General features: G+C 62.6%; 17 protein-coding genes and 1 tRNA gene. 12 read left to right on the top strand and 6 right to left on the bottom strand.

Annotated features, from left to right (window positions below):
• Positions 1 to 23: 23 nt before the first annotated feature.
• Positions 24 to 1,220, bottom strand: a complete 1,197-nt coding sequence (dapC, locus tag HV753_RS10625) for a succinyldiaminopimelate transaminase (protein ID WP_175174403.1) — start codon at positions 1,218 to 1,220, stop codon at positions 24 to 26.
• A gap of 47 nt (positions 1,221 to 1,267) precedes the next feature.
• Here dapC and HV753_RS10630 point away from each other — a divergent pair.
• Positions 1,268 to 1,354 (top strand) — tRNA-Leu (locus HV753_RS10630).
• A gap of 267 nt (positions 1,355 to 1,621) precedes the next feature.
• Here the strand turns inward: HV753_RS10630 and HV753_RS10635 are convergent.
• Complete coding sequence (locus HV753_RS10635) at positions 1,622 to 1,993, bottom strand: hypothetical protein (protein WP_175174404.1); 372 nt, start codon at positions 1,991 to 1,993, stop codon at positions 1,622 to 1,624.
• Positions 1,994 to 2,083: 90 nt separating this feature from the next.
• Positions 2,084 to 2,320 (bottom strand): toluene tolerance protein, encoded by a 237-nt coding sequence (locus HV753_RS10640; protein WP_175174405.1) that lies wholly within the window; start codon positions 2,318 to 2,320, stop codon positions 2,084 to 2,086.
• A gap of 436 nt (positions 2,321 to 2,756) precedes the next feature.
• Between HV753_RS10640 and HV753_RS10645 the strand changes: the two genes are divergently transcribed.
• Genes HV753_RS10645 through HV753_RS10665 form a run of 5 tightly spaced genes read left to right on the top strand, consistent with a single transcriptional unit; the run spans position 2,757 to position 9,568 of the window.
• Entirely contained in the window at positions 2,757 to 4,214 is a 1,458-nt protein-coding gene (locus tag HV753_RS10645; protein ID WP_175174406.1) for an MFS transporter, read from the top strand.
• Entirely contained in the window at positions 4,211 to 5,752 is a 1,542-nt protein-coding gene (locus HV753_RS10650; protein ID WP_175174407.1) for an FGGY family carbohydrate kinase, read from the top strand. The genes HV753_RS10645 and HV753_RS10650 overlap by 4 nt, the downstream gene beginning before the upstream one ends.
• Positions 5,749 to 7,428, top strand: coding sequence for a glycerol-3-phosphate dehydrogenase/oxidase (locus HV753_RS10655; protein WP_175174408.1), 1,680 nt, complete (start codon positions 5,749 to 5,751; stop codon positions 7,426 to 7,428). The genes HV753_RS10650 and HV753_RS10655 overlap by 4 nt, the downstream gene beginning before the upstream one ends.
• A complete protein-coding gene (locus HV753_RS10660) occupies positions 7,425 to 8,981 on the top strand; it encodes an FAD-binding oxidoreductase (RefSeq protein WP_175174409.1) in 1,557 nt (518 codons plus the stop codon). Before HV753_RS10655 ends, HV753_RS10660 begins: the two co-directional genes overlap by 4 nt.
• A 2-nt stretch (positions 8,982 to 8,983) precedes the next feature.
• The gene (locus tag HV753_RS10665) at positions 8,984 to 9,568 is read left to right on the top strand and encodes a glycerol-3-phosphate responsive antiterminator (RefSeq protein ID WP_175174410.1); all 585 of its coding nucleotides are present in this window, start codon (positions 8,984 to 8,986) and stop codon (positions 9,566 to 9,568) included.
• Position 9,569: 1 nt separating this feature from the next.
• Here the strand turns inward: HV753_RS10665 and HV753_RS10670 are convergent, their stop codons facing one another.
• Positions 9,570 to 10,577: a Bug family tripartite tricarboxylate transporter substrate binding protein gene (locus tag HV753_RS10670; RefSeq protein ID WP_175174411.1), complete on the bottom strand. Its 1,008-nt coding sequence runs from the start codon at positions 10,575 to 10,577 to the stop codon at positions 9,570 to 9,572.
• A gap of 258 nt (positions 10,578 to 10,835) precedes the next feature.
• Here HV753_RS10670 and HV753_RS10675 point away from each other — a divergent pair, with 258 nt between their 5' ends.
• A complete protein-coding gene (locus HV753_RS10675; protein ID WP_175174412.1) occupies positions 10,836 to 11,228 on the top strand; it encodes a VOC family protein in 393 nt (130 codons plus the stop codon).
• Between the two features lie 32 nt (positions 11,229 to 11,260).
• Here the strand turns inward: HV753_RS10675 and HV753_RS10680 are convergent, their stop codons facing one another.
• Positions 11,261 to 11,890 carry a LysE family translocator gene (locus tag HV753_RS10680; RefSeq protein WP_175174413.1) on the bottom strand — a complete coding sequence of 210 codons (630 nt, stop codon included), beginning with the start codon at positions 11,888 to 11,890 and terminating at the stop codon, positions 11,261 to 11,263.
• A gap of 225 nt (positions 11,891 to 12,115) precedes the next feature.
• Here HV753_RS10680 and aqpZ point away from each other — a divergent pair, with 225 nt between their 5' ends.
• Complete coding sequence (gene aqpZ, locus HV753_RS10685) at positions 12,116 to 12,829, top strand: aquaporin Z (protein ID WP_175174414.1); 714 nt, start codon at positions 12,116 to 12,118, stop codon at positions 12,827 to 12,829.
• Between the two features lie 9 nt (positions 12,830 to 12,838).
• Here aqpZ and HV753_RS10690 read toward each other — a convergent pair whose 3' ends face one another.
• Complete coding sequence (locus HV753_RS10690) at positions 12,839 to 14,056, bottom strand: DUF1444 domain-containing protein (RefSeq protein WP_175174415.1); 1,218 nt, start codon at positions 14,054 to 14,056, stop codon at positions 12,839 to 12,841.
• A gap of 189 nt (positions 14,057 to 14,245) precedes the next feature.
• Here HV753_RS10690 and HV753_RS10695 point away from each other — a divergent pair, with 189 nt between their 5' ends.
• The 4 genes from HV753_RS10695 to HV753_RS10710 all read left to right on the top strand — a co-directional run bounded on the left by HV753_RS10695 (position 14,246) and on the right by HV753_RS10710 (position 16,919).
• A complete protein-coding gene (locus tag HV753_RS10695; RefSeq protein WP_175174416.1) occupies positions 14,246 to 14,935 on the top strand; it encodes an MgtC/SapB family protein in 690 nt (229 codons plus the stop codon).
• Positions 14,936 to 15,027: 92 nt separating this feature from the next.
• Positions 15,028 to 15,591 (top strand): cytochrome b, encoded by a 564-nt coding sequence (locus tag HV753_RS10700; protein WP_175174417.1) that lies wholly within the window; start codon positions 15,028 to 15,030, stop codon positions 15,589 to 15,591.
• Between the two features lie 95 nt (positions 15,592 to 15,686).
• On the top strand, positions 15,687 to 16,544 hold the full coding sequence (gene kdsA, locus HV753_RS10705; RefSeq protein ID WP_175174418.1) for a 3-deoxy-8-phosphooctulonate synthase: 858 nt from the start codon (positions 15,687 to 15,689) through the stop codon (positions 16,542 to 16,544).
• Positions 16,545 to 16,610: 66 nt separating this feature from the next.
• Positions 16,611 to 16,919 carry a carbohydrate isomerase gene (locus tag HV753_RS10710; protein WP_175174419.1) on the top strand — a complete coding sequence of 103 codons (309 nt, stop codon included), beginning with the start codon at positions 16,611 to 16,613 and terminating at the stop codon, positions 16,917 to 16,919.

Consider the following 16,919-nt stretch of genomic DNA (forward strand, 5'->3'; position numbering starts at 1 on the left):
GCGGCTCAGCTTTTAAAGGTTGATCAAACAGAAGTATGTACAAAATGGGCGATGCGCTCGGCTGCCTGCACGCAGTCAGCCAAGGGCGCCACCAACGCAATACGGATGCGGCCGTGGCCGGGATTCACGCCATGTGCTTCCCGCGCCAGATAACTGCCCGGCAGAACGGTAACACCGGTGCGGCCGTAAAGGTCGCGCACGAAGGCCGTATCCGCCCCAGGCGTGGCCGCCCAGAGGTAGAAAGAGGCTTGCGGGCGTGACACATCCAGCACTTTTTCCAGAATGGGCACGACCGCATCGAATTTCTCGCGGTACAGGCGCCGGTTGTCCTTCACATGCGCCTCGTCCGTCCAGGCCGCGACGCTGGCCGCTGAAACCAGCGGGCTCATCGCACTGCCATGATACGTGCGATACAGCAGGAAGCGGCCAATCAGCGCCGCGTCACCCGCCACAAAGCCCGAACGCAGGCCAGGCACATTGGACCGCTTGGACAGGCTGGAGAACGCCACCAGGTTGCGGTAGTCGTCGCGCCCCAGCCGCCGCGCCGCCTGCAAGCTGCCCAGCGGCGGGTTGCCTTCGTCCAGGTAGATTTCGGAATAGCACTCGTCCGACGCAATGACAAAACCATGACGATCGGAAAGCTCGAACAGCGTTTCCCATTCGTCCAGCGACATGACGTTGCCCGCCGGATTCCCCGGCGAACACACGAATACCAGCCGGGTCTTCTTCCAGACCGCATCCGGCACCTGATTCCAGTCACTGGAAAAGTTGCGCAACGGATCGGCGTTGACGTAGTAGGGCGTGGCCCCGGCCAGCAGGGTGGCGCCTTCGTAGATTTGGTAGAACGGGTTGGGGCAGATGACTATCGCGCCTGCCGACGGGTCGATCACCGTCTGCGTGAAGGCGAACAAGGCTTCACGCGACCCCAGCGCTGGCAGCACCTGCGTGTCCGCATCAGGGGCAGGGATGCTGTAGCGGCGTGCCAGCCAGCCCGAGATCGCCTGGCGCAGCGCCGGGTCGCCCTTCGTGGACGGGTACACGGACAGTCCGCCCAGATGGTCGCGGATCGCCTGCGCGACGCGCTCCGGCGCGGCGTGCTTGGGCTCGCCAATCGACAAATTGATAGGCGTCAGGCCGTCCGGCTGGGCGCTGGCCGAGGCCAGCAACGCCCGCAGTTTTTCGAACGGATAGGGGTGTAAAGCATCGAGGCGCGGATTCATGACGCAAGATTTTAACAAGCAAGCTACAATAGCGGGCTTGACCTTTAGCGAAGGTGGCGAAATTGGTAGACGCACCAGGTTTAGGTCCTGACGCCGTAACAGGTGTAGGGGTTCGAGTCCCCTCCTTCGCACCACCCTATTTAGGGGCCGAGAGCAGTAAATGAGTGGCAAATGCATGGCAAATGCATGGCAGATGCATGGCAAATGCATGGCAGATTGGATTTGCCCCTTCATGATTGTGCCTTCGGAACCCTTGCAGTAGTACCAAAAGCCCCTTGGCACCCGTGCCAAGGGGCTTTTTCTCTTGGGCTGCCAGCATTGTCGTCGGATTCACCCTCCGTCAGATCCGGCCCTGGTTAATCAGGCAAACCAGGCTGACCAGGCAAACCAGGCTGACCAGATCAACCGCCTTCCGTCTCCGGCGCCGGGCGGTTCGGGAATACGTTCAGCGACATGATGTCGCTTTCATATTCCGTCATCAGCATGCCCACCAGGTGGCCATGCAGCAGTCCGAAGCGGGTCCAGTTCAGCGGTTCGCTGCCCGGCAGCAGATCCAGCAGCAGCAACTGGCCGGTGCGCACGGTGCCCACGAAATACGCCCGTTCGTCCAGGCCGCCCGCAGGTGGCGCGTGGTAGATCTTGACCGCGCGACCGGTGTCGTCCTTGCGCCAGGCGCTGACGCCTCTTGCGGAGGCGTCATCGGTGCGCTTCAGATCGTTCTGGATCGTCATCCAGAGGCCTTTGGCGTTTGGGGTATGTACAACAATCGTCATGGGCTGGCTTTCCGTGTTGTCGGGCTACATGGAATTTATCCAGAACCTTCTGACCGGTACAAGCCTTGATTCCGCTCAGGCCGGCCTCGGTCAGTTCTTGATCTTGATGCGGTCGCGCCGCTTTTCGGTCCTGGGTTCGACGTCGCGGCCCAGTTGCACGTCCATCACGATCGCGGCATGCACCTTTGCCCGGCTGGCTTCAATGCGGTGCGCGCAAGCCCAGCCCCGGTCGGCGGCCACCGATAGTTTCTTGTCCAGCTCCTGATGGCGGCGACGCTTGTTTTCGGTCGACATGTTGCTGAGTTCTTGATCGGTGATTAATCGCATGTGAATTCCTTTTCAAGCGGGTTGTGTGATCGGGTGATCGCCTCTTTGCGGGTTTTGATGACGAACACGTGCGCGGCGCGCATCAATGCAGCGCCGCCAACGTGGATTGTTTTTGTGAAATGCCCTGGCACTGGATGCAGGTGCGGCCGTAGTTTGCCAGTTTGTAGGGTTATTGCAAGTCATTGAAAAATAAAGAGAAAAAAGTATAAGAATCATGTTTTCCATATACTTTTATGTGGCTTTGGATACTTTTTTTGGGGGCGTGAAAATTGGGAGGAAACAGGGTTTGTCCTGATGCTCCAGCGGCTTGACACGTCTTCGCGCAACCCATAAAGTCACCGCACAGATTTAGATAAAAGACCATCTGTAGGGTGGTCTTTTATCGCGTGCAGTTTGCGTCGACCTCTTACAGAAATAATTCCAAGAGGAGACGACTGTGCAATCATCGACCGTGAAAATACGTGGCATCGAAGATGTCATCGCTTTTATCGATTCACGCCCCGGCATCGCTGGCCGGGCTGGCCTGATTTGGTGGCTGGCGCTGGGCGGGCTATTTCTGGACGCATTCGCGAACTCCGCTTTAAGCGCCGGCTTGGGCCCCATGACGCGCGACCTTGGCCTGAAGGCGGGGCAGGTGGCGTTGATGACGTCGTTTGCCGCCTGGGTGGCCATCGCTTTCAATCCCATTGGCGGATGGATGGCCGACCGCTGGGGCCGCATCCGGCCTCTGATCATCGCCAAGTTCCTGGCGGTCATCGGTGCGGTGCTGGTGATGTTCGCGCCCAGCTTTGAAGTCATTTTGGCGGGGCGCTTCTTTGTCGGTGCGGCCTATGGCATCGACTTCGCCATTGCGATGGCGGTGCTGGCCGAGTTCACACCCGTCAAGTTCAAGAGCCGCCTGAATACCTGGCAGGGCATGTGGTACACGGCGGTGTGCACGAACCTGCTGCTGGCGATGCTGTTCTTCTCCTGGGATGTGGGCGACTCCATCTGGCGCTACTCGGTGGCGGCCACGGCCATCTTTGCCGTCGTCATCCTGGTGCTGCAACTGAGCTACATGGTGGAAAGCCCGATCTGGCTGGCGCGCAAGGAGCGCGTCGAGCAGGCGGCGCAGGCCATGACCCGGATCTACGGGCAACCCTTCGTCGCCGCACCGTTGAATGAGCGTTTGCCGGTGACGAACATGGCCAAGCGGGGCCTTGCCAACGTCTTGCTGATTTTCCGCGGTGTGTATCTGCCTCGCACGATTCTGGCGGCCACCGTGCAGATCGGGCAGGCGATCCAGTACTTCGCCGTGGGCTGGTACCTGCCGCTGATCAGCGCCGCGCTGTTCGGCAAGGACTTTATCTACGCCACGATCGGGGCGCTGGTGTTCAACGTGTTCGGCATATTCGGCGGCTTCTTGTCGCCGTATATCGGCCGCAAGCTGGGCTTGCGGCGCGCATCGGCCTTCGGCTTCGCGGCGGTGTTCCTGATGCTGCTGATCCTGGGTACGTTCCACGGCAAGATGCCGTTGTGGCTGGCTGTGGTGGTGCCGTCGCTGTTCATCCTGTTCCACTCGGGCGGTCCAGGCGCCAATGGCAAGAGCCTGTCGTCGCTGTCGTTCCGCAGCGAATTGCGGGCCGGCGCCAACGGCATCATCGGCGCGCTGGGTTCGACGGGCGCGGCGATCGGCCTGCTGGTGTTTCCGATCTTCCGTGAGAACTACGGTTTGGAAAATACCTTCCTGATCTTGTCGGTGGTGCCGCTTGTCGCCAGCATCATCTGCTTCGTGATCAAGTGGGACCCCACCCGCACCACCATCAACCCCGATACCGAGGCGGGCGCTCCGCAATTCAAGAGTGATGATGCGCTGGCTGCGCTGAATCCCGCCATAGGGAAGGCTGCTCGATGACAAAAAATTCCGTGATTCTGGCCATAGACGAAGGCACGTCCGGGACCCGGGCGGCCACGGTGTCGGCCGACGGCCACGTGTCCTGCCTGGAATACCAGACGCTGCATGTCGAATCGCCCAGGCCGGGCGTGGTGGAGCAGGACGCCAATGACATCCTGGAAAGGACGATCGAAGTTTGCCGCGGCACCATCGCCCAGGCCCGGCGCGCAGGGCAGGACATTGTCGCGCTGGCCCTGGCCACGCAGCGTGCGACGGCCGTGTTGTGGGACACGCAGACCGGGCGTGCGCTGGTGCCCGCGATGGTCTGGCAGGACACCCGTTTTGTGGATGAGCTGGATACCTTGGCACCCGATTGGGATGCGCGGCTGCGCGAGCGGGTGGGGCGTCCCGTCGGCGTGCGGTCGCTGTACCTGTGGGCGGCTCGCCATCTGCGCGATACGCCTGAAGTGGCACAGGCGTGGCGAGACCGGCGCCTGGCGTTCGGCACCGTGGACACGTGGCTGCTGTGGCATTTTTCGCAGCGGCGCGAGTGCGTGACCACGCCCACGAACGCGACCTCCGCCGGGGCCTATGTGCTGGCCGATCACCGCTATTACCAGGAGTGGGTGGAAGCGCTGGGTTTCCCGTTCGAGCTATTGCCCGCGTTGCGTCAGGATGCGGACGATTTTGGACGGACTCGGCCCGAGGTGCTGGGCATCGATGTGCCGATCCTGGCGTCGGCGGGGGACCAGCACGCTGGCGCGATCGGGCTGGGGTGCCTGGACCGGGGGCAGGCGATGTGCGTGCATGGCACGGGCAGCTTTGTGGACCTGATCGTCGGCACGGAACCGCCCATGAATCCCGGCATGTCCGACGGATCGCTGACGATGACGGCCCGGCGCCACAACGGGGTGTCGCACTTCGCGGTCGAGACCTTCGTGGCGACGACCGGTTCGGCGCTGAATTGGGTCTGCGAAAAGCTGAAGTGGTTTCAGGACGCGCATGAGATCAGCGCGCTGGCCCAGACCGTGGCCTCGTCGCAGGGCGTGACGTTCGTGCCCGCGTTGACAGGGTTGCGCGTGCCGCGGATGGAGGCGGGCGCGCGCGCCTCGCTGACCGGCGTGTCGATGGCCACGACGCAGGCCGAAGTGGCTTACGCCATTCTGGAAGGCATCGCGCATTCCGTGGCCAGTTGCATCGAAGCGGATGAGGAAGCATCTGGCGTGCGGGTATCCGAACTGGTGGTGGGCGGCGGCCTGTCGCGTAGCGATCCCTTGCTACAGATCCAGGCGGACCTGATCGGCATCCCGATCCGCCGGATGGAGGAAGCGGATCGCGCCAGCTTGCGGGGTATCGCGTATCTGGCGGGCTCGTCGGGCCTGTTGTGGCCGTCGTTGCAGGAAGCCAGGAAAACCATCGCGGCCGAGGCCGTGTTCGAGCCCACCGTGAGCGCGGACGAACGTGGCCGGCGCCGCGCCTTGTGGCACGCCCGTGTCGGGTCGGAGCTGGGCCATGTAAAGCAATTCAAGCAGAACGACGAGGAGGCATTGCACAAATGATCGGGTGGCTATCCAGAAAGCCCAGAAGAGACCGGGCCGACATGACCAGCACCGAGCCATTACGCCTGATACGGCAGGAGCAATTGGACAGGTTGGGCAGTGAGCAGTTTGACATTCTCATCGTGGGGGGCGGCATTACGGGCGCCTATGCGGCGCTGGACGCCAGCTTGCGCGGCTACCGCGTGGCCGTGATCGAGAAAGATGATTTCGCGTCGGGCACGTCGTCAAAGTCATCGAAGATGGTGCATGGCGGATTGCGCTACATCGAACAGGGCAATCTGGGCTTGGTGCGCCATTCCCTTCATGAGCGTCAGCGGTTGCGGCGCAATGCGCGGCACCTGGTGCAGCGCCTGCCGTTCCTGTTTCCGATCCTGGAGCGGGACGGAGTATTCGACAAGCGCCTGTCCAAAGCCTTTGAAAGCCTGCTGTGGACCTACGACCTGGCGGGCGGATGGCGCGAAGGCATCCTGCATCAGAAGCTGACGGCGGCCGAAGTCCTGTCGCATTGCCCGACGTTCAAGGAAGACGGCCTGCTGGGCGGCTTCCTGTACTTTGACGCTCGCGTGGACGACGCGCGGCTGACGCTGGCGGTGGCGCGCACCGCGGCCTTTCATGGCGCTGCCGTCGTGAATCACGCCAAGGCCATCGAGGTGACGCGCACTGCGCATGGCAAGGTGGACGGCGCCATCGTCTTGGCGGGCGACCAGGAAATCCGCGTCCGCGCCCGCGTGGTCGTCATGGCGACCGGCGTCTGGTTGCGCGACTGGACGGGGGCGAAGAAAGGCGAGCAGCCCACGCTGCATGTACGCCCGGCCAAGGGGGTGCATGTGGCCGTGCCTTGGCTGAAGGTGCGCAACGATTGCACCGTGACCATACCGGTGCCCGGCCGTAGCCGCCGCGCCACCATCACGCGCTGGGGCAACGTGTCCTACCTGGGTACGACCGATGAAGATTACGAAGGCGATCTGGACGACGTCTACTGCACCCGTCGAGAACTGGACTTCCTGCTGGAAGGCGCGCGCTCCGCGCTGAAAACCGATCTGCGGGCCGAAGATGTGGTGGGCAGCATCGCGGGATGCCGGCCGCTGGTGGCGCCGCCCGGTGGCAAGACACTGGAGATCAAGCGCAATCACGAAATCCGCGTGGCCGACGACGGGTTGGTCACGATCGTGGGGGGCAAGCTCACCACGTCCCGGCACATGGCCGAGCAGACCATCGACGCCGCGCAGCAGGTCCTGGGGCAGCGCAACGCCTGCCAGACCAAGAAGGCCTATCTGCTGGGCGCGGCGGGCTACGACCCGCAGGCCATCGTGGCCTCGGGCGGCATGTCCGCGCATCTGGGCGAACGCTACGGCACCGAGGCGCGTTTCGTCAGCGACCTGATGCAGGCGTCGCCCGAGTTGCTGGCGCCCGTCGTTGACGGCTTGCCCTACACCGAAGCCGAAGTCGTGTACGCGATACGCCATGAATTGGCGAGCACCGTCGAGGACGTGCTGTCGCGCCGCATGCGCACCCGCCTGATGGCGCGCGACGCCTCGGCGCGCGCGGCTCCGCGCGTGGGACAGATTTTGCAGGCGGAGCTGGGATTGCCGCCCGCCATCATCGCGCAGCAGGTCAGTGACTACCTGGCTGCCATCAAGCACGAAAAATCCATACTCTTGGGAGAAAGACAATGATCAGCAAAGAAGCCATCAAGCGCGGGTACAACCGTGGCAACTATGTCGTGGGCGCACATACCCCGCCGAGCTATGCGGCCGGCTTGACGTCGACAGGATCGGAACCCGGCATGCAGCGCGATCCCGTGCGCGTGTCCGACGCGCAGATCGATGCCCTGCGCCATGTGGCAGACGATGTGCTGACCGATACGGCCAATGTCGTGGCGTGGACGCGCGATTGGTGGGCAGCCACCATGGTGTCGGAAACCGGCGGCAAGCCCGCCACGCCGCAGGCGGTGATCGTCAAGGTGTCCACGGTGGCACAAGTGCAGGCGGTCATGCGCATCGCCAACGCGGATGCCATCCCCGTCACCGTATCGGCCGGGCGCAGCAACGTCACGGGCGCCGCCTTGCCCGTGCGCGGCGGCATCGTATTGGACGTGTGCCAGTTGAACAAGCTGATCAGTGTGGACCGCGAAAGCCAGATCGTCGACGTCGAGGCCGGCATGTTCGGCGACGTGTTCGAGCAGACGGTACAGGGCGAATACGGACTGACGATGGGGCATTGGCCGTCGTCGTTCGGTATCAGCACCGTGGGCGGTTGGGCGGCCTGCCGGGGGGCGGGCCAGTTGTCCACGCGCTACGGCAAGATTGAAGACATGGTCTTCGGCATGGACGTGGTGCTGGCCGATGGCAGCCTGATCACGGTGGGCGGCTATTCGCGCGCGGCGGTGGGGTCCGATCTACAACAGGTCTTCATCGGGTCGGAGGGCACGCTGGGCGTGATTGTGCGCCTGCGCTTGAAACTGCATCGCCTGCCGGACTATGGCCGAGCCATCGCCTATGGCTTCAAGACATTCGCCATCGGCCTGGAGGCATGCCGCGAAATCATGCAGCGCGGCGCCAATCCGGCGGCACTGCGGCTGTATGACGAACTGGAAAGCGGGGTGCAGTTCAACCGGCCGGATCTGAATGTGCTGCTGGTGGCCGACGAGGGCGCGCGCCAGATCGTGAACGCGGTGATGGACATCAGCCAGGGCGTCTGCGAGGAACTGGGCGAAAAGCTGGATGGCGACGCGGTCTTTGAACGCTGGCTTGAAACGCGCTACCTGACTGGCAAGAGCGCCGAAGGCTTCAAGCGCAGCCCGGGTTTCGTGGCCGACACGCTGGAAATGGCCGGACGCTGGAGCGATTTGCCCGCCATCTATGATGAAGTGGTGGCGGCGGTCAATGCCGTGCCCGGAACGCTGGCCGGTTCGGCACACCAATCCCATGCCTATGTTGATGGCGCTTGCTTGTACTTTTCATTGCGCGGTGAGGTCGAGGTCGAGCGGCGTGCCCAGTGGTATCGCGCCGCCTGGGATGCCGCCAACGCGGTGCTGATTAAATATAATGCCGCGCTTAGCCACCACCACGGAGTGGGCCTGTTGCGCGCGCCGTACATGCAGGAATCGCTGGGCAGCGCGTTCGAGGTGCTGCGCACGATCAAGCGCACGCTGGATCCGCAGAATATCCTTAATCCCGGCAAGCTGGGGTTGAGCGATCAGCGTTCTTATGGTCAGGAAAATCGATAACCATGGATAGGTCATTCGGGGCATGTCTGGCGCGTCATCCGGTCATTGCGACGATGTACGGGCTTGAGCAGATCAACACCTTCGTGGGCAGCGTGGCCGAGATCGGCATCGTCGCCAACGTCGAGCTGCGCAAGTTGGCGCCCGTGATCGCGGCCTTGAACCGGGCGGGCAAGTTCGCGATCGTCAACATAGATAGCTGCGAAGGCCTGTCGCAAGACAAGGGCGGGGTCGAATACCTGGCCGATATCGGCGTCGCCAGCCTGGTGTCCACCCGGGTGGCTACGATCCAGCGCGCCAATCGGGCGGGTATGGTCACGATGCAGAAGGTGTTCGTGACCGACCGTTCGACCTGGCCGCGCAGCGTCAAGGCGCTGGAGCAGAGCGACCCCAATCTGGTCCAACTGATGCCTGCGCCCATGTTGACGCACATGGCGGAACAGGACCTGAAGGCCCTGCCGCCGATTGTCGCGTCGGGGTTCGTCTGCAATCAGACGGATATCGGCATCGCCATGAAGCACGGGGCGGTGGGCGTGTCGACCAGCGACCACGCCTTGTGGAGCCTGGATCCCCGTCAGCTGAAGGTCTGACTCAATCCAGCTGCGCGCCGGATTTCCGCACCAGCTCCTGCCACACCGCGTATTCGCCTCGATAGTTCGAGGCGAATGCCTCGGGGGTGTTGCCCAGTGCGATGAAGCCCATCGCGCTCAGGCGCTCTTGCATGTCCTGCGTGCGCGTCATGGCCTGCATCAAGCCGGCCAGGCGTGCCACGACGGGCTGCGGCGTTTGAATGGGCGCTGCCAACGCCACCCAGCCGACCACGCGGTAGGCGTCGTCCTCCAGGCCTTGCTCCGCCAGGGTCGGGGCGTCGGGCAGGACTTGCATGCGCTGCTTGCCTGTGACGCCGATCAGCGCCAGCCTGCCGTTGTCGATATAGGGCTTGGCGCCCAGTGCGCTGGCGAAAGCCATTTGGATTCGTCCGCCGATCAGGTCTTGCAGCATGGGCGATTCGCCCTTGTAGGCAATGTGCGTCATGTCGCCGTTTTGCGTTTCGCTCAGGTAGGCGCCGCCCAAATGCGCATAGGAACCGACGCCCCACGAGCCATACGCCAGCTTGCCCGGGTTGCGGCGCACGTAGTCGAGCAGTTCGGGGCCGTTGCGGGCGGGCACGCTGGGGTGCACGGTAAGGGTGACCGGCGCCATGGCGATCTGCGAAATCAGGATCAGGTCGCGGGACGTGTCATAAGGCAGGTTCTTGTACAGGAATTGGTTCAATAGCAGCGACGAACTGAGCGAGACCGTCAGCGCATAGCCGTCTGGCGGTGCTTTGGCCACGGCGTCGGTGCCCATGATGCCGGAAGCACCGCCCCGGTTCTCAACCAGCACCGGTTGCCCAACCGCCGCGGACAGCCGTTCGGCGACCAGGCGGGCCACGATGTCGGTGGCACCTCCGGCGTTGTAGGGCACGACGATTTTCACCGGTCTGGATGGCCATGCGTCTTGGGCGAAAACGGCTTGGGGCAGATTCAGCGCGGCCAGGCCGCATGCCGTTTGCTGGAACCACTGGCGGCGCGACAGGCGCGGGGAGTACGCGGTCATGGGTTTGTCTCCAGAAGTTGCGCGTTTCACCGCGCGGGAGGGCCCCGGACGGCATCGCGCTTATCTGGCGATTCTTGCCTTCGGATGTTTCTTTGACAATGCTGCGTTGAGTTGACATCGTGTCAAAAATAATTTGACTATCCTATGGGTAAGATGTTCATATACTGGATATATATACAGTTTCATGATTCAATCTCCCGTTCCATCGGGCGCATACAGGCATGGCCCGCGCCCGGTTTCCCTTCTGCAAGGCGAATCATGAAATTTGGCTACACCATCGTCTATGTGCCCGACGTCGCAGCATCCCTGACGTTCTTTGAACGTGCCTTTGGATTCTCACGCCGCTTCCTGCATGAATCCCAAACCTATGGCGAACTCGACACCGGGGAAACCACCTTGTCGTTTGCCGCGCACGAACTGGGCGATATGAATTTCAGCGGCGGGCACGTCGAGGCCTCGTCCTCGGTCAAGCCCCTGGGCATGGAATTGGCTTTCGTGACGGATGACGTCGCCGCTGCCCATGCGCAGGCGGTTTCGCTGGGGGCAACGGAATTGAGCCCGCCGGTGGCCAAGCCGTGGGGGCAGGTGGTGTCTTATCTGCGTTGCCCCGATGGCACCTTGGTGGAACTCTGCACGCCTGTGCAGGGCTGATCCCTATTCGTGGATCAGCGTAAATCCGTGGGTCAGCGTAAATCGCTGCGCCGATATAGCGTCAGGCCCAGCGCCAGCACAGCAAGGATGCCGGCGCAGCCACGGTTGACCCACGTCATCACTCGGGCGGAAAACGTCCGCATGGCGTGGCGTCCGCCCATGGCGTAGAGGCTCATCATCACGCAGTCAATGGCGGCACTGGTCAGTGCCAGCACCAGGTATTGCTGGGCGACGGGCGCGGCTGGCTGGATGAATTGCGGCAGGAACGCCGAAAAGAACAAAACGCCCTTTGGGTTCGACAGCCCAACCACCAATGCTCTGAAGAATGCTGAGCGTCCGCTGACGGAACCCTGCGCGGCGTGCGCGCGCAAGGCTTGCGCGGGCGTGCGCCAGATGGCCCACGCCAGATACAGCAGATAGGCTGCGCCGCCCCATTTGACGATCAAGAAAAGTTGTTCGGACGCTTGCAGTAGCGCACCCAGTCCGCATCCCACCGCGCCGATCAGAATCAGGTCCGACAACGCCGCGCCGGCGATGCCGCAACGTGCCACGCGCATGCCGTGGCAGGCGCCATTGTTCAGCGCCAGCAGCATCGACGGGCCGGGGGTGATCATCACGGCGCTGACCGCGACCATATAAAGAAAAAAGGTTGTCGCGTTCATGTTCCGATGGGCTCCGCGCGAAGGCGGTCATCAGAATAGCGCGAAATGCAGGGGCTTTTCAGCATCGTCCATTTGCACGATCCCCGTCTCTCTCCGCGAGCCGTACCGTCACGACAGGCCCCGCGCGGCCCGGCGCCAGAACAAGAACTGTCAAGATTTTCAGTTCTTTAAAGTCGTGATCGCGACTGCGCGATACCGTGAGCTTTTCGTATTCGGAGAGTTGATATGTTCTCGCTTTCAAAGCGTTGCGGCGCAGAGTTTTTTGGTACGTTCTGGCTCGTGCTGGGAGGGTGCGGAGCCGCAGTGCTGGCGGCCGGATTCCCGGAGTTGGGGATTGGTTTTGCGGGCGTCGCGTTGGCATTCGGCTTGACGGTTCTGACGATGGCGTTCGCGGTGGGCCATATCTCTGGCGGGCATTTCAACCCGGCGGTCACGATCGGGTTGGTGGCAGGCGGGCGCTTTCCCGCCAAGGAAATCGTGCCCTACGTGGTGGCGCAGGTGTTGGGCGCGATCGTGGCGGCGGCTGTCTTGGCGTGCATTGCCAGCGGCAAGCTGGGTTTCGATCTGAAAGGCAGCCATTTCGCGGCTAACGGCTACGGCGCTTATTCGCCCGGCAAGTACTCGCTGTTATCCGCGTTGTTGACGGAAGTGGTGATGACGGCGGGCTTTTTGTTCGTGATCCTTGGCGCCACGTCCAAGCGGGCGCCCGCCGGGTTTGCGGCGATTCCGATCGGGTTGGCCTTGACGCTGATCCACCTGATCAGCATCCCGGTCACCAATACGTCGGTGAATCCGGCGCGTTCGACCGGGCCGGCCCTGTTCGTGGGTGGATGGGCGGTGGAACAGCTATGGTTGTTCTGGGTCGCGCCGATTGCCGGGGCCATCATTGGCGCGATTGCCTATCGCATGATCAGCGATCCCGCGGCAGATCGCGGCTAGTCCAAGAACCTAGGGTACCTCGTCCAATTGCGCGAGTTGGGTGTCTTCAGGGAACCCCAACGTGCGGTATCTGACGGGGTAGCCGGCTTCTTGCGCCAGCAAGGGCGCCAGCAAGCGTGCAGCCTGTTCCCACGAGACAACCCGGACTTCGCCCAGAGCATCCTCCGCATCCGGGCGGACCAGCGCCAGGCGGTCCACTTTGGGTAGCGATGTATCCACGCCTCGCGTCCATGACGCCAGCGAGAACGAGGTGGCCGGGTCGTCGTCCTGGGTGAAGAGGTTATAGTTGGCCACGAAGATATCCATGCCCTGTTCTTCGTGGATATGGTCCAACGCCTCTTTTTGCGCGTCGTATTCAGACTTGTCCAGTAAGCGCGCCAGATGCGCCAGACGGTGCGTCAATGCGGGGCTGACGGGCTGGTAGCGCGTGGGCAGCCGGTCTTCGTAGTGGTACATGTGGGCGCTGACCACACGGCCGTTTTGCAGCGCCTGATAGCAGAACTCCACCATGGCGACCAGGCCATGGTCATCGTTGTCCCCGGTGACAAGCAGCACGTCGCGCGTGGGCATCATGAACACCGGGCGGCCGCGCACCGGCACCCGTTCAAGCATGTCGGGCAGCAAGGCGCGGCTGATGTCGTAACCGTCCGCCCAGTCACCTCGATAGACGCCCGGGGCAAGTTCGGAAAAGTGGTCGGGCGCATTGCGCAGGTTGTCGATGGCGATGGCCAACGCTTGGTCAAACGTCAGATTCCACGCGGCCTCGGGGCCATTGGTCAGGGTGGAAATGGCGTCGGGGTGATCCAACGCCAGCAGCACCACGCAATCATCGCCGAAGGGATGGAAAGCGGGATGGAAGGCCGAGTCGTTGCCTTCGGTGCGAACGTGGTGCAGCCGCACGTCTTCCAGCGCGCTGCGGCCGCGAATGACCGCCCTGAGCATCGGCCGGGCCACGGACGCTTGTTGCGGCGTGCTTTGCGTGCTGCTGGCAAGCGCGGACAAGAAACCCCGCAAGGCGCGCTTTTGTTCGGCGCCGCGCGTGTTGCAATAGGCGTGATAGGCGTTGTGCAGATTGAAGAATGACCCTTCACCCAGCAGCAACCGGAATTCATCGGCCTTGTAGGTCAGCGCGTTCTCGAAGCCGTCGCGCCGCGCTGCGGCGATGAAGAGCTTGGCGAACTGGTCCGGCGAGGGCTTGCGCCGAAAGAGAGAATCGAAAAACCCCATGTGCCACCTTTGATTCAACTGCCGGGCCGCGCGTTGGCCGGCCAGCGACGGACCATTGTGGCCAGTGAACCCCCTCGCGTCCAGCGATAAAGCCGGGAGTTGCATGGGCGGGCGATAATACCGCCCGACTGTCAGCCCTTGTTCCTGGTGGACGCATTTAAGAATAATAGGAAGTACGGATAGTCATCCATGAGTGAATTCTCCATTGCAATCAATCTGGTGCTGGCCATGCTGCTGGGCGGCGTCGTGGGCGTCGAACGCCAGTGGCGGCTGAATTACGCGGGCGTTGTGACACATGCGTTGGTCTCGCTGGGGGCGGCGGCCTACGCTTCGCTGCCTGCCTTGCTGGACGCCGGCTCGGACATGCGCCTGGGCAGCCAGGTAGTGACGGGCATCGGCTTTCTGGGCGCTGGCCTGATCATGCGCGATGGCCTCACCATTCGCGGGCTAAGCGCGGCAGCCACCATCTGGGCCACGGGAGCGGTGGGCGTATTGGCGGGCTACGGTTTCCTTGCTGAGGCCAGCGTGGTCACGGGCTTGATCCTGATCACGAACATGCTGCTGCGCCGGGGCGCCAAGTTGGTGGACCGCCATGTCCCCGAGGCTGAGACCGAAGAGCGCTACTACAACATTGCGCTGACTTGCTCGTCCTCGGACGAGGCCATGATGCGCGCCGAATTGCTGAACGCACTGGGCAAGCACAATCTGCGCCTGCGTGGCGTCGAAAGCCAGCAACGTGACGGCGGGCGTTCGGAAGTGCATGCCGTCGTCTACACCACGCATCAGGAAGACGAGCGGGTGGAGAAGCTGGTGGGCAGCCTCAGCCTGTTGCCGCAGACGTATTCAGCCAGCTGGACGTCGGATACGGGCAACGCCTGATCCGTCAGCGTGTCGCTCGCGGGGCGCTCAGGACGCCGTAAGTTGGAAATCCTTACGCTTGCCTGTTCATGGTCAGACCACGAGCCCTGCTGATGACGACGTCCCCTTTCCCCGCCGCCCAACCGGATCGTGCACGCTATGACCGTGTCACGATCACCTTTCATTGGTTGACGGTCCTGTTGGTCGTGGGCCTGTTCGCGTTGGCAGAAATCTGGGGTTTCCTGCCGCGCGGCACGCCCACTCGCCGCTTGCTCCAATCGCTGCATATTTCGTTCGGCCTGACGTTTGCCGCTGTTTTCGTCCTGCGCGTCGTCTGGCGCTGTTTTGGGGGCAGACGCCTGCCGCCGGCATCCAGCGGCTTGCTCCGGGTGGCCAGTACGGGCGTACACGGGTTGCTGTACCTGTTGATGGCCACGCAGATCGTGCTGGGATTCCTGTTCCGCTGGGCGCAAGGCGAGCCTTTCGCCTTCTTCGGCCTGTTCGATGTGCCCACGCTGATCGCCATTGACCACGAGCAGCGCCGCTTCATCGGCGGGCTGCATGATACGGTGGCGTGGACCATCATCATTCTTGCCCTGTTGCACGCATTCGCGGCCCTGTTCCACCACTATGTGCTGCGCGACGGCGTGCTGCGCCGCATGCTGGGCAGCCGGTAACAGGGGGAAAAAGGGCCTGGGGGGTGAAAAGCGGGCAGGGCAGGTTGTACATTACGCACTGTCATCTGCCTTATCTCTACAGGATTTCACCCATCATGACCGCCCCTGAAGTCGTTATTTCCCCGTCGATCCGTTGCGCCAATGATCGCCCCTTTGTGCTGTTCGGCGGCATCAATGTGTTGGAATCCCTGGATCTGGCATTGCGCGCTGGCGAGGAATACCAGCGCGTGACCCGCAAACTGGGTATTCCCTACGTCTTCAAGGCGTCGTTCGACAAGGCCAACCGCTCGTCCATCCATTCCTATCGCGGCCCGGGGCTGGAAGAAGGAATGAAGATTTTCGAGGCGGTCAAGAAAGAGTTCGGCGTGCCGGTCATCACCGATGTGCATGAACCCTGGCAGGCCGCGCCAGTTGCCGAAGTGGCCGACATCCTGCAATTGCCGGCTTTCCTGGCACGGCAAACGGATCTGGTGGTGGCGCTGGCCCAAACGCAGCGCGTGGTCAACATCAAGAAGCCCCAGTTCCTGAGCCCGACCCAGATGTTGAACATCGTCGAGAAATTCACCGAGGCCGGCAACGATAAATTGATCTTGTGCGACCGCGGCACCAGCTTTGGCTACGACAATCTGGTTGTCGACATGCTGGGTTTCGGCGTGATGAAGAAGGTGACGGGCAATCGCCCGCTGATTTTCGATGTAACGCATGCGTTGCAGCAACGTTCGGCGCTTGATGCGGCATCGGGCGGCCGTCGTGAGCAGGTTGTCGAATTGGCGCGCGCCGGCATGGCGGTCGGCCTGGCTGGCCTGTTCCTGGAAGCGCACCCCGATCCCAAGAACGCCAAGTGCGATGGTCCCAGCGCGTTGCCGCTGGACAAGCTGGAACCCTTCCTGACGCAGCTCAAGCAGCTGGATGATCTGGTGAAATCCTTTGCCCCTATCGACATCGAGCCCTGACGCGGACTGTCATCCAGCCTACGTCTACTTGTTATACGATCCAGGCCACACTTTAGGGAGGCCTGGATGTCTTTGTATGTGATCGTCGCCGTTCGCAAAGAACCCGTCAGCGGACATATCGCCTATGTGCGCTGGGGGCAGGCCGAGCGCGGCGTGCCCGGCTGGGCCACTGAACCCGTGACGGCGGCGGCATCCGAAGTGATTGACGTCATCAAGGAAGGGGCGAACGTTGAAAGCGCGTTCAGCGTCGAGGGCACCAGCGTGGCCTTGCGCCCGGTTCGCGTGCTGGTCGATGATGACGGAAGCGAGCACCTGGCGTCCGTGCCCGCGCCCAGCTCCACGCTGCACACGCTGTTCGACCTGCCCGAGTTCTAG

This window comes from Achromobacter pestifer (genome assembly GCF_902859625.1).
Taxonomy (GTDB): Bacteria; Pseudomonadota; Gammaproteobacteria; order Burkholderiales; family Burkholderiaceae_B; genus Achromobacter; species Achromobacter pestifer.

Coding starts and splice junctions, on each gene's coding strand:
- HV753_RS10675 (WP_175174412.1), top strand. CDS start 10,836: ATGAAATTTGGCTACACCATCGTCTATGTGCCCGACGTCGCAGCATCC.
- HV753_RS10670 (WP_175174411.1), bottom strand. CDS start 10,577: ATGACCGCGTACTCCCCGCGCCTGTCGCGCCGCCAGTGGTTCCAGCAA.
- HV753_RS10710 (WP_175174419.1), top strand. CDS start 16,611: ATGTCTTTGTATGTGATCGTCGCCGTTCGCAAAGAACCCGTCAGCGGA.
- HV753_RS10655 (WP_175174408.1), top strand. CDS start 5,749: ATGATCGGGTGGCTATCCAGAAAGCCCAGAAGAGACCGGGCCGACATG.
- HV753_RS10680 (WP_175174413.1), bottom strand. CDS start 11,890: ATGAACGCGACAACCTTTTTTCTTTATATGGTCGCGGTCAGCGCCGTG.
- HV753_RS10665 (WP_175174410.1), top strand. CDS start 8,984: ATGGATAGGTCATTCGGGGCATGTCTGGCGCGTCATCCGGTCATTGCG.
- HV753_RS10700 (WP_175174417.1), top strand. CDS start 15,028: ATGACGACGTCCCCTTTCCCCGCCGCCCAACCGGATCGTGCACGCTAT.
- HV753_RS10635 (WP_175174404.1), bottom strand. CDS start 1,993: ATGACGATTGTTGTACATACCCCAAACGCCAAAGGCCTCTGGATGACG.
- HV753_RS10640 (WP_175174405.1), bottom strand. CDS start 2,320: ATGCGATTAATCACCGATCAAGAACTCAGCAACATGTCGACCGAAAAC.
- HV753_RS10690 (WP_175174415.1), bottom strand. CDS start 14,056: ATGGGGTTTTTCGATTCTCTCTTTCGGCGCAAGCCCTCGCCGGACCAG.
- dapC (WP_175174403.1), bottom strand. CDS start 1,220: ATGAATCCGCGCCTCGATGCTTTACACCCCTATCCGTTCGAAAAACTG.
- HV753_RS10695 (WP_175174416.1), top strand. CDS start 14,246: ATGAGTGAATTCTCCATTGCAATCAATCTGGTGCTGGCCATGCTGCTG.
- aqpZ (WP_175174414.1), top strand. CDS start 12,116: ATGTTCTCGCTTTCAAAGCGTTGCGGCGCAGAGTTTTTTGGTACGTTC.
- HV753_RS10660 (WP_175174409.1), top strand. CDS start 7,425: ATGATCAGCAAAGAAGCCATCAAGCGCGGGTACAACCGTGGCAACTAT.
- kdsA (WP_175174418.1), top strand. CDS start 15,687: ATGACCGCCCCTGAAGTCGTTATTTCCCCGTCGATCCGTTGCGCCAAT.
- HV753_RS10650 (WP_175174407.1), top strand. CDS start 4,211: ATGACAAAAAATTCCGTGATTCTGGCCATAGACGAAGGCACGTCCGGG.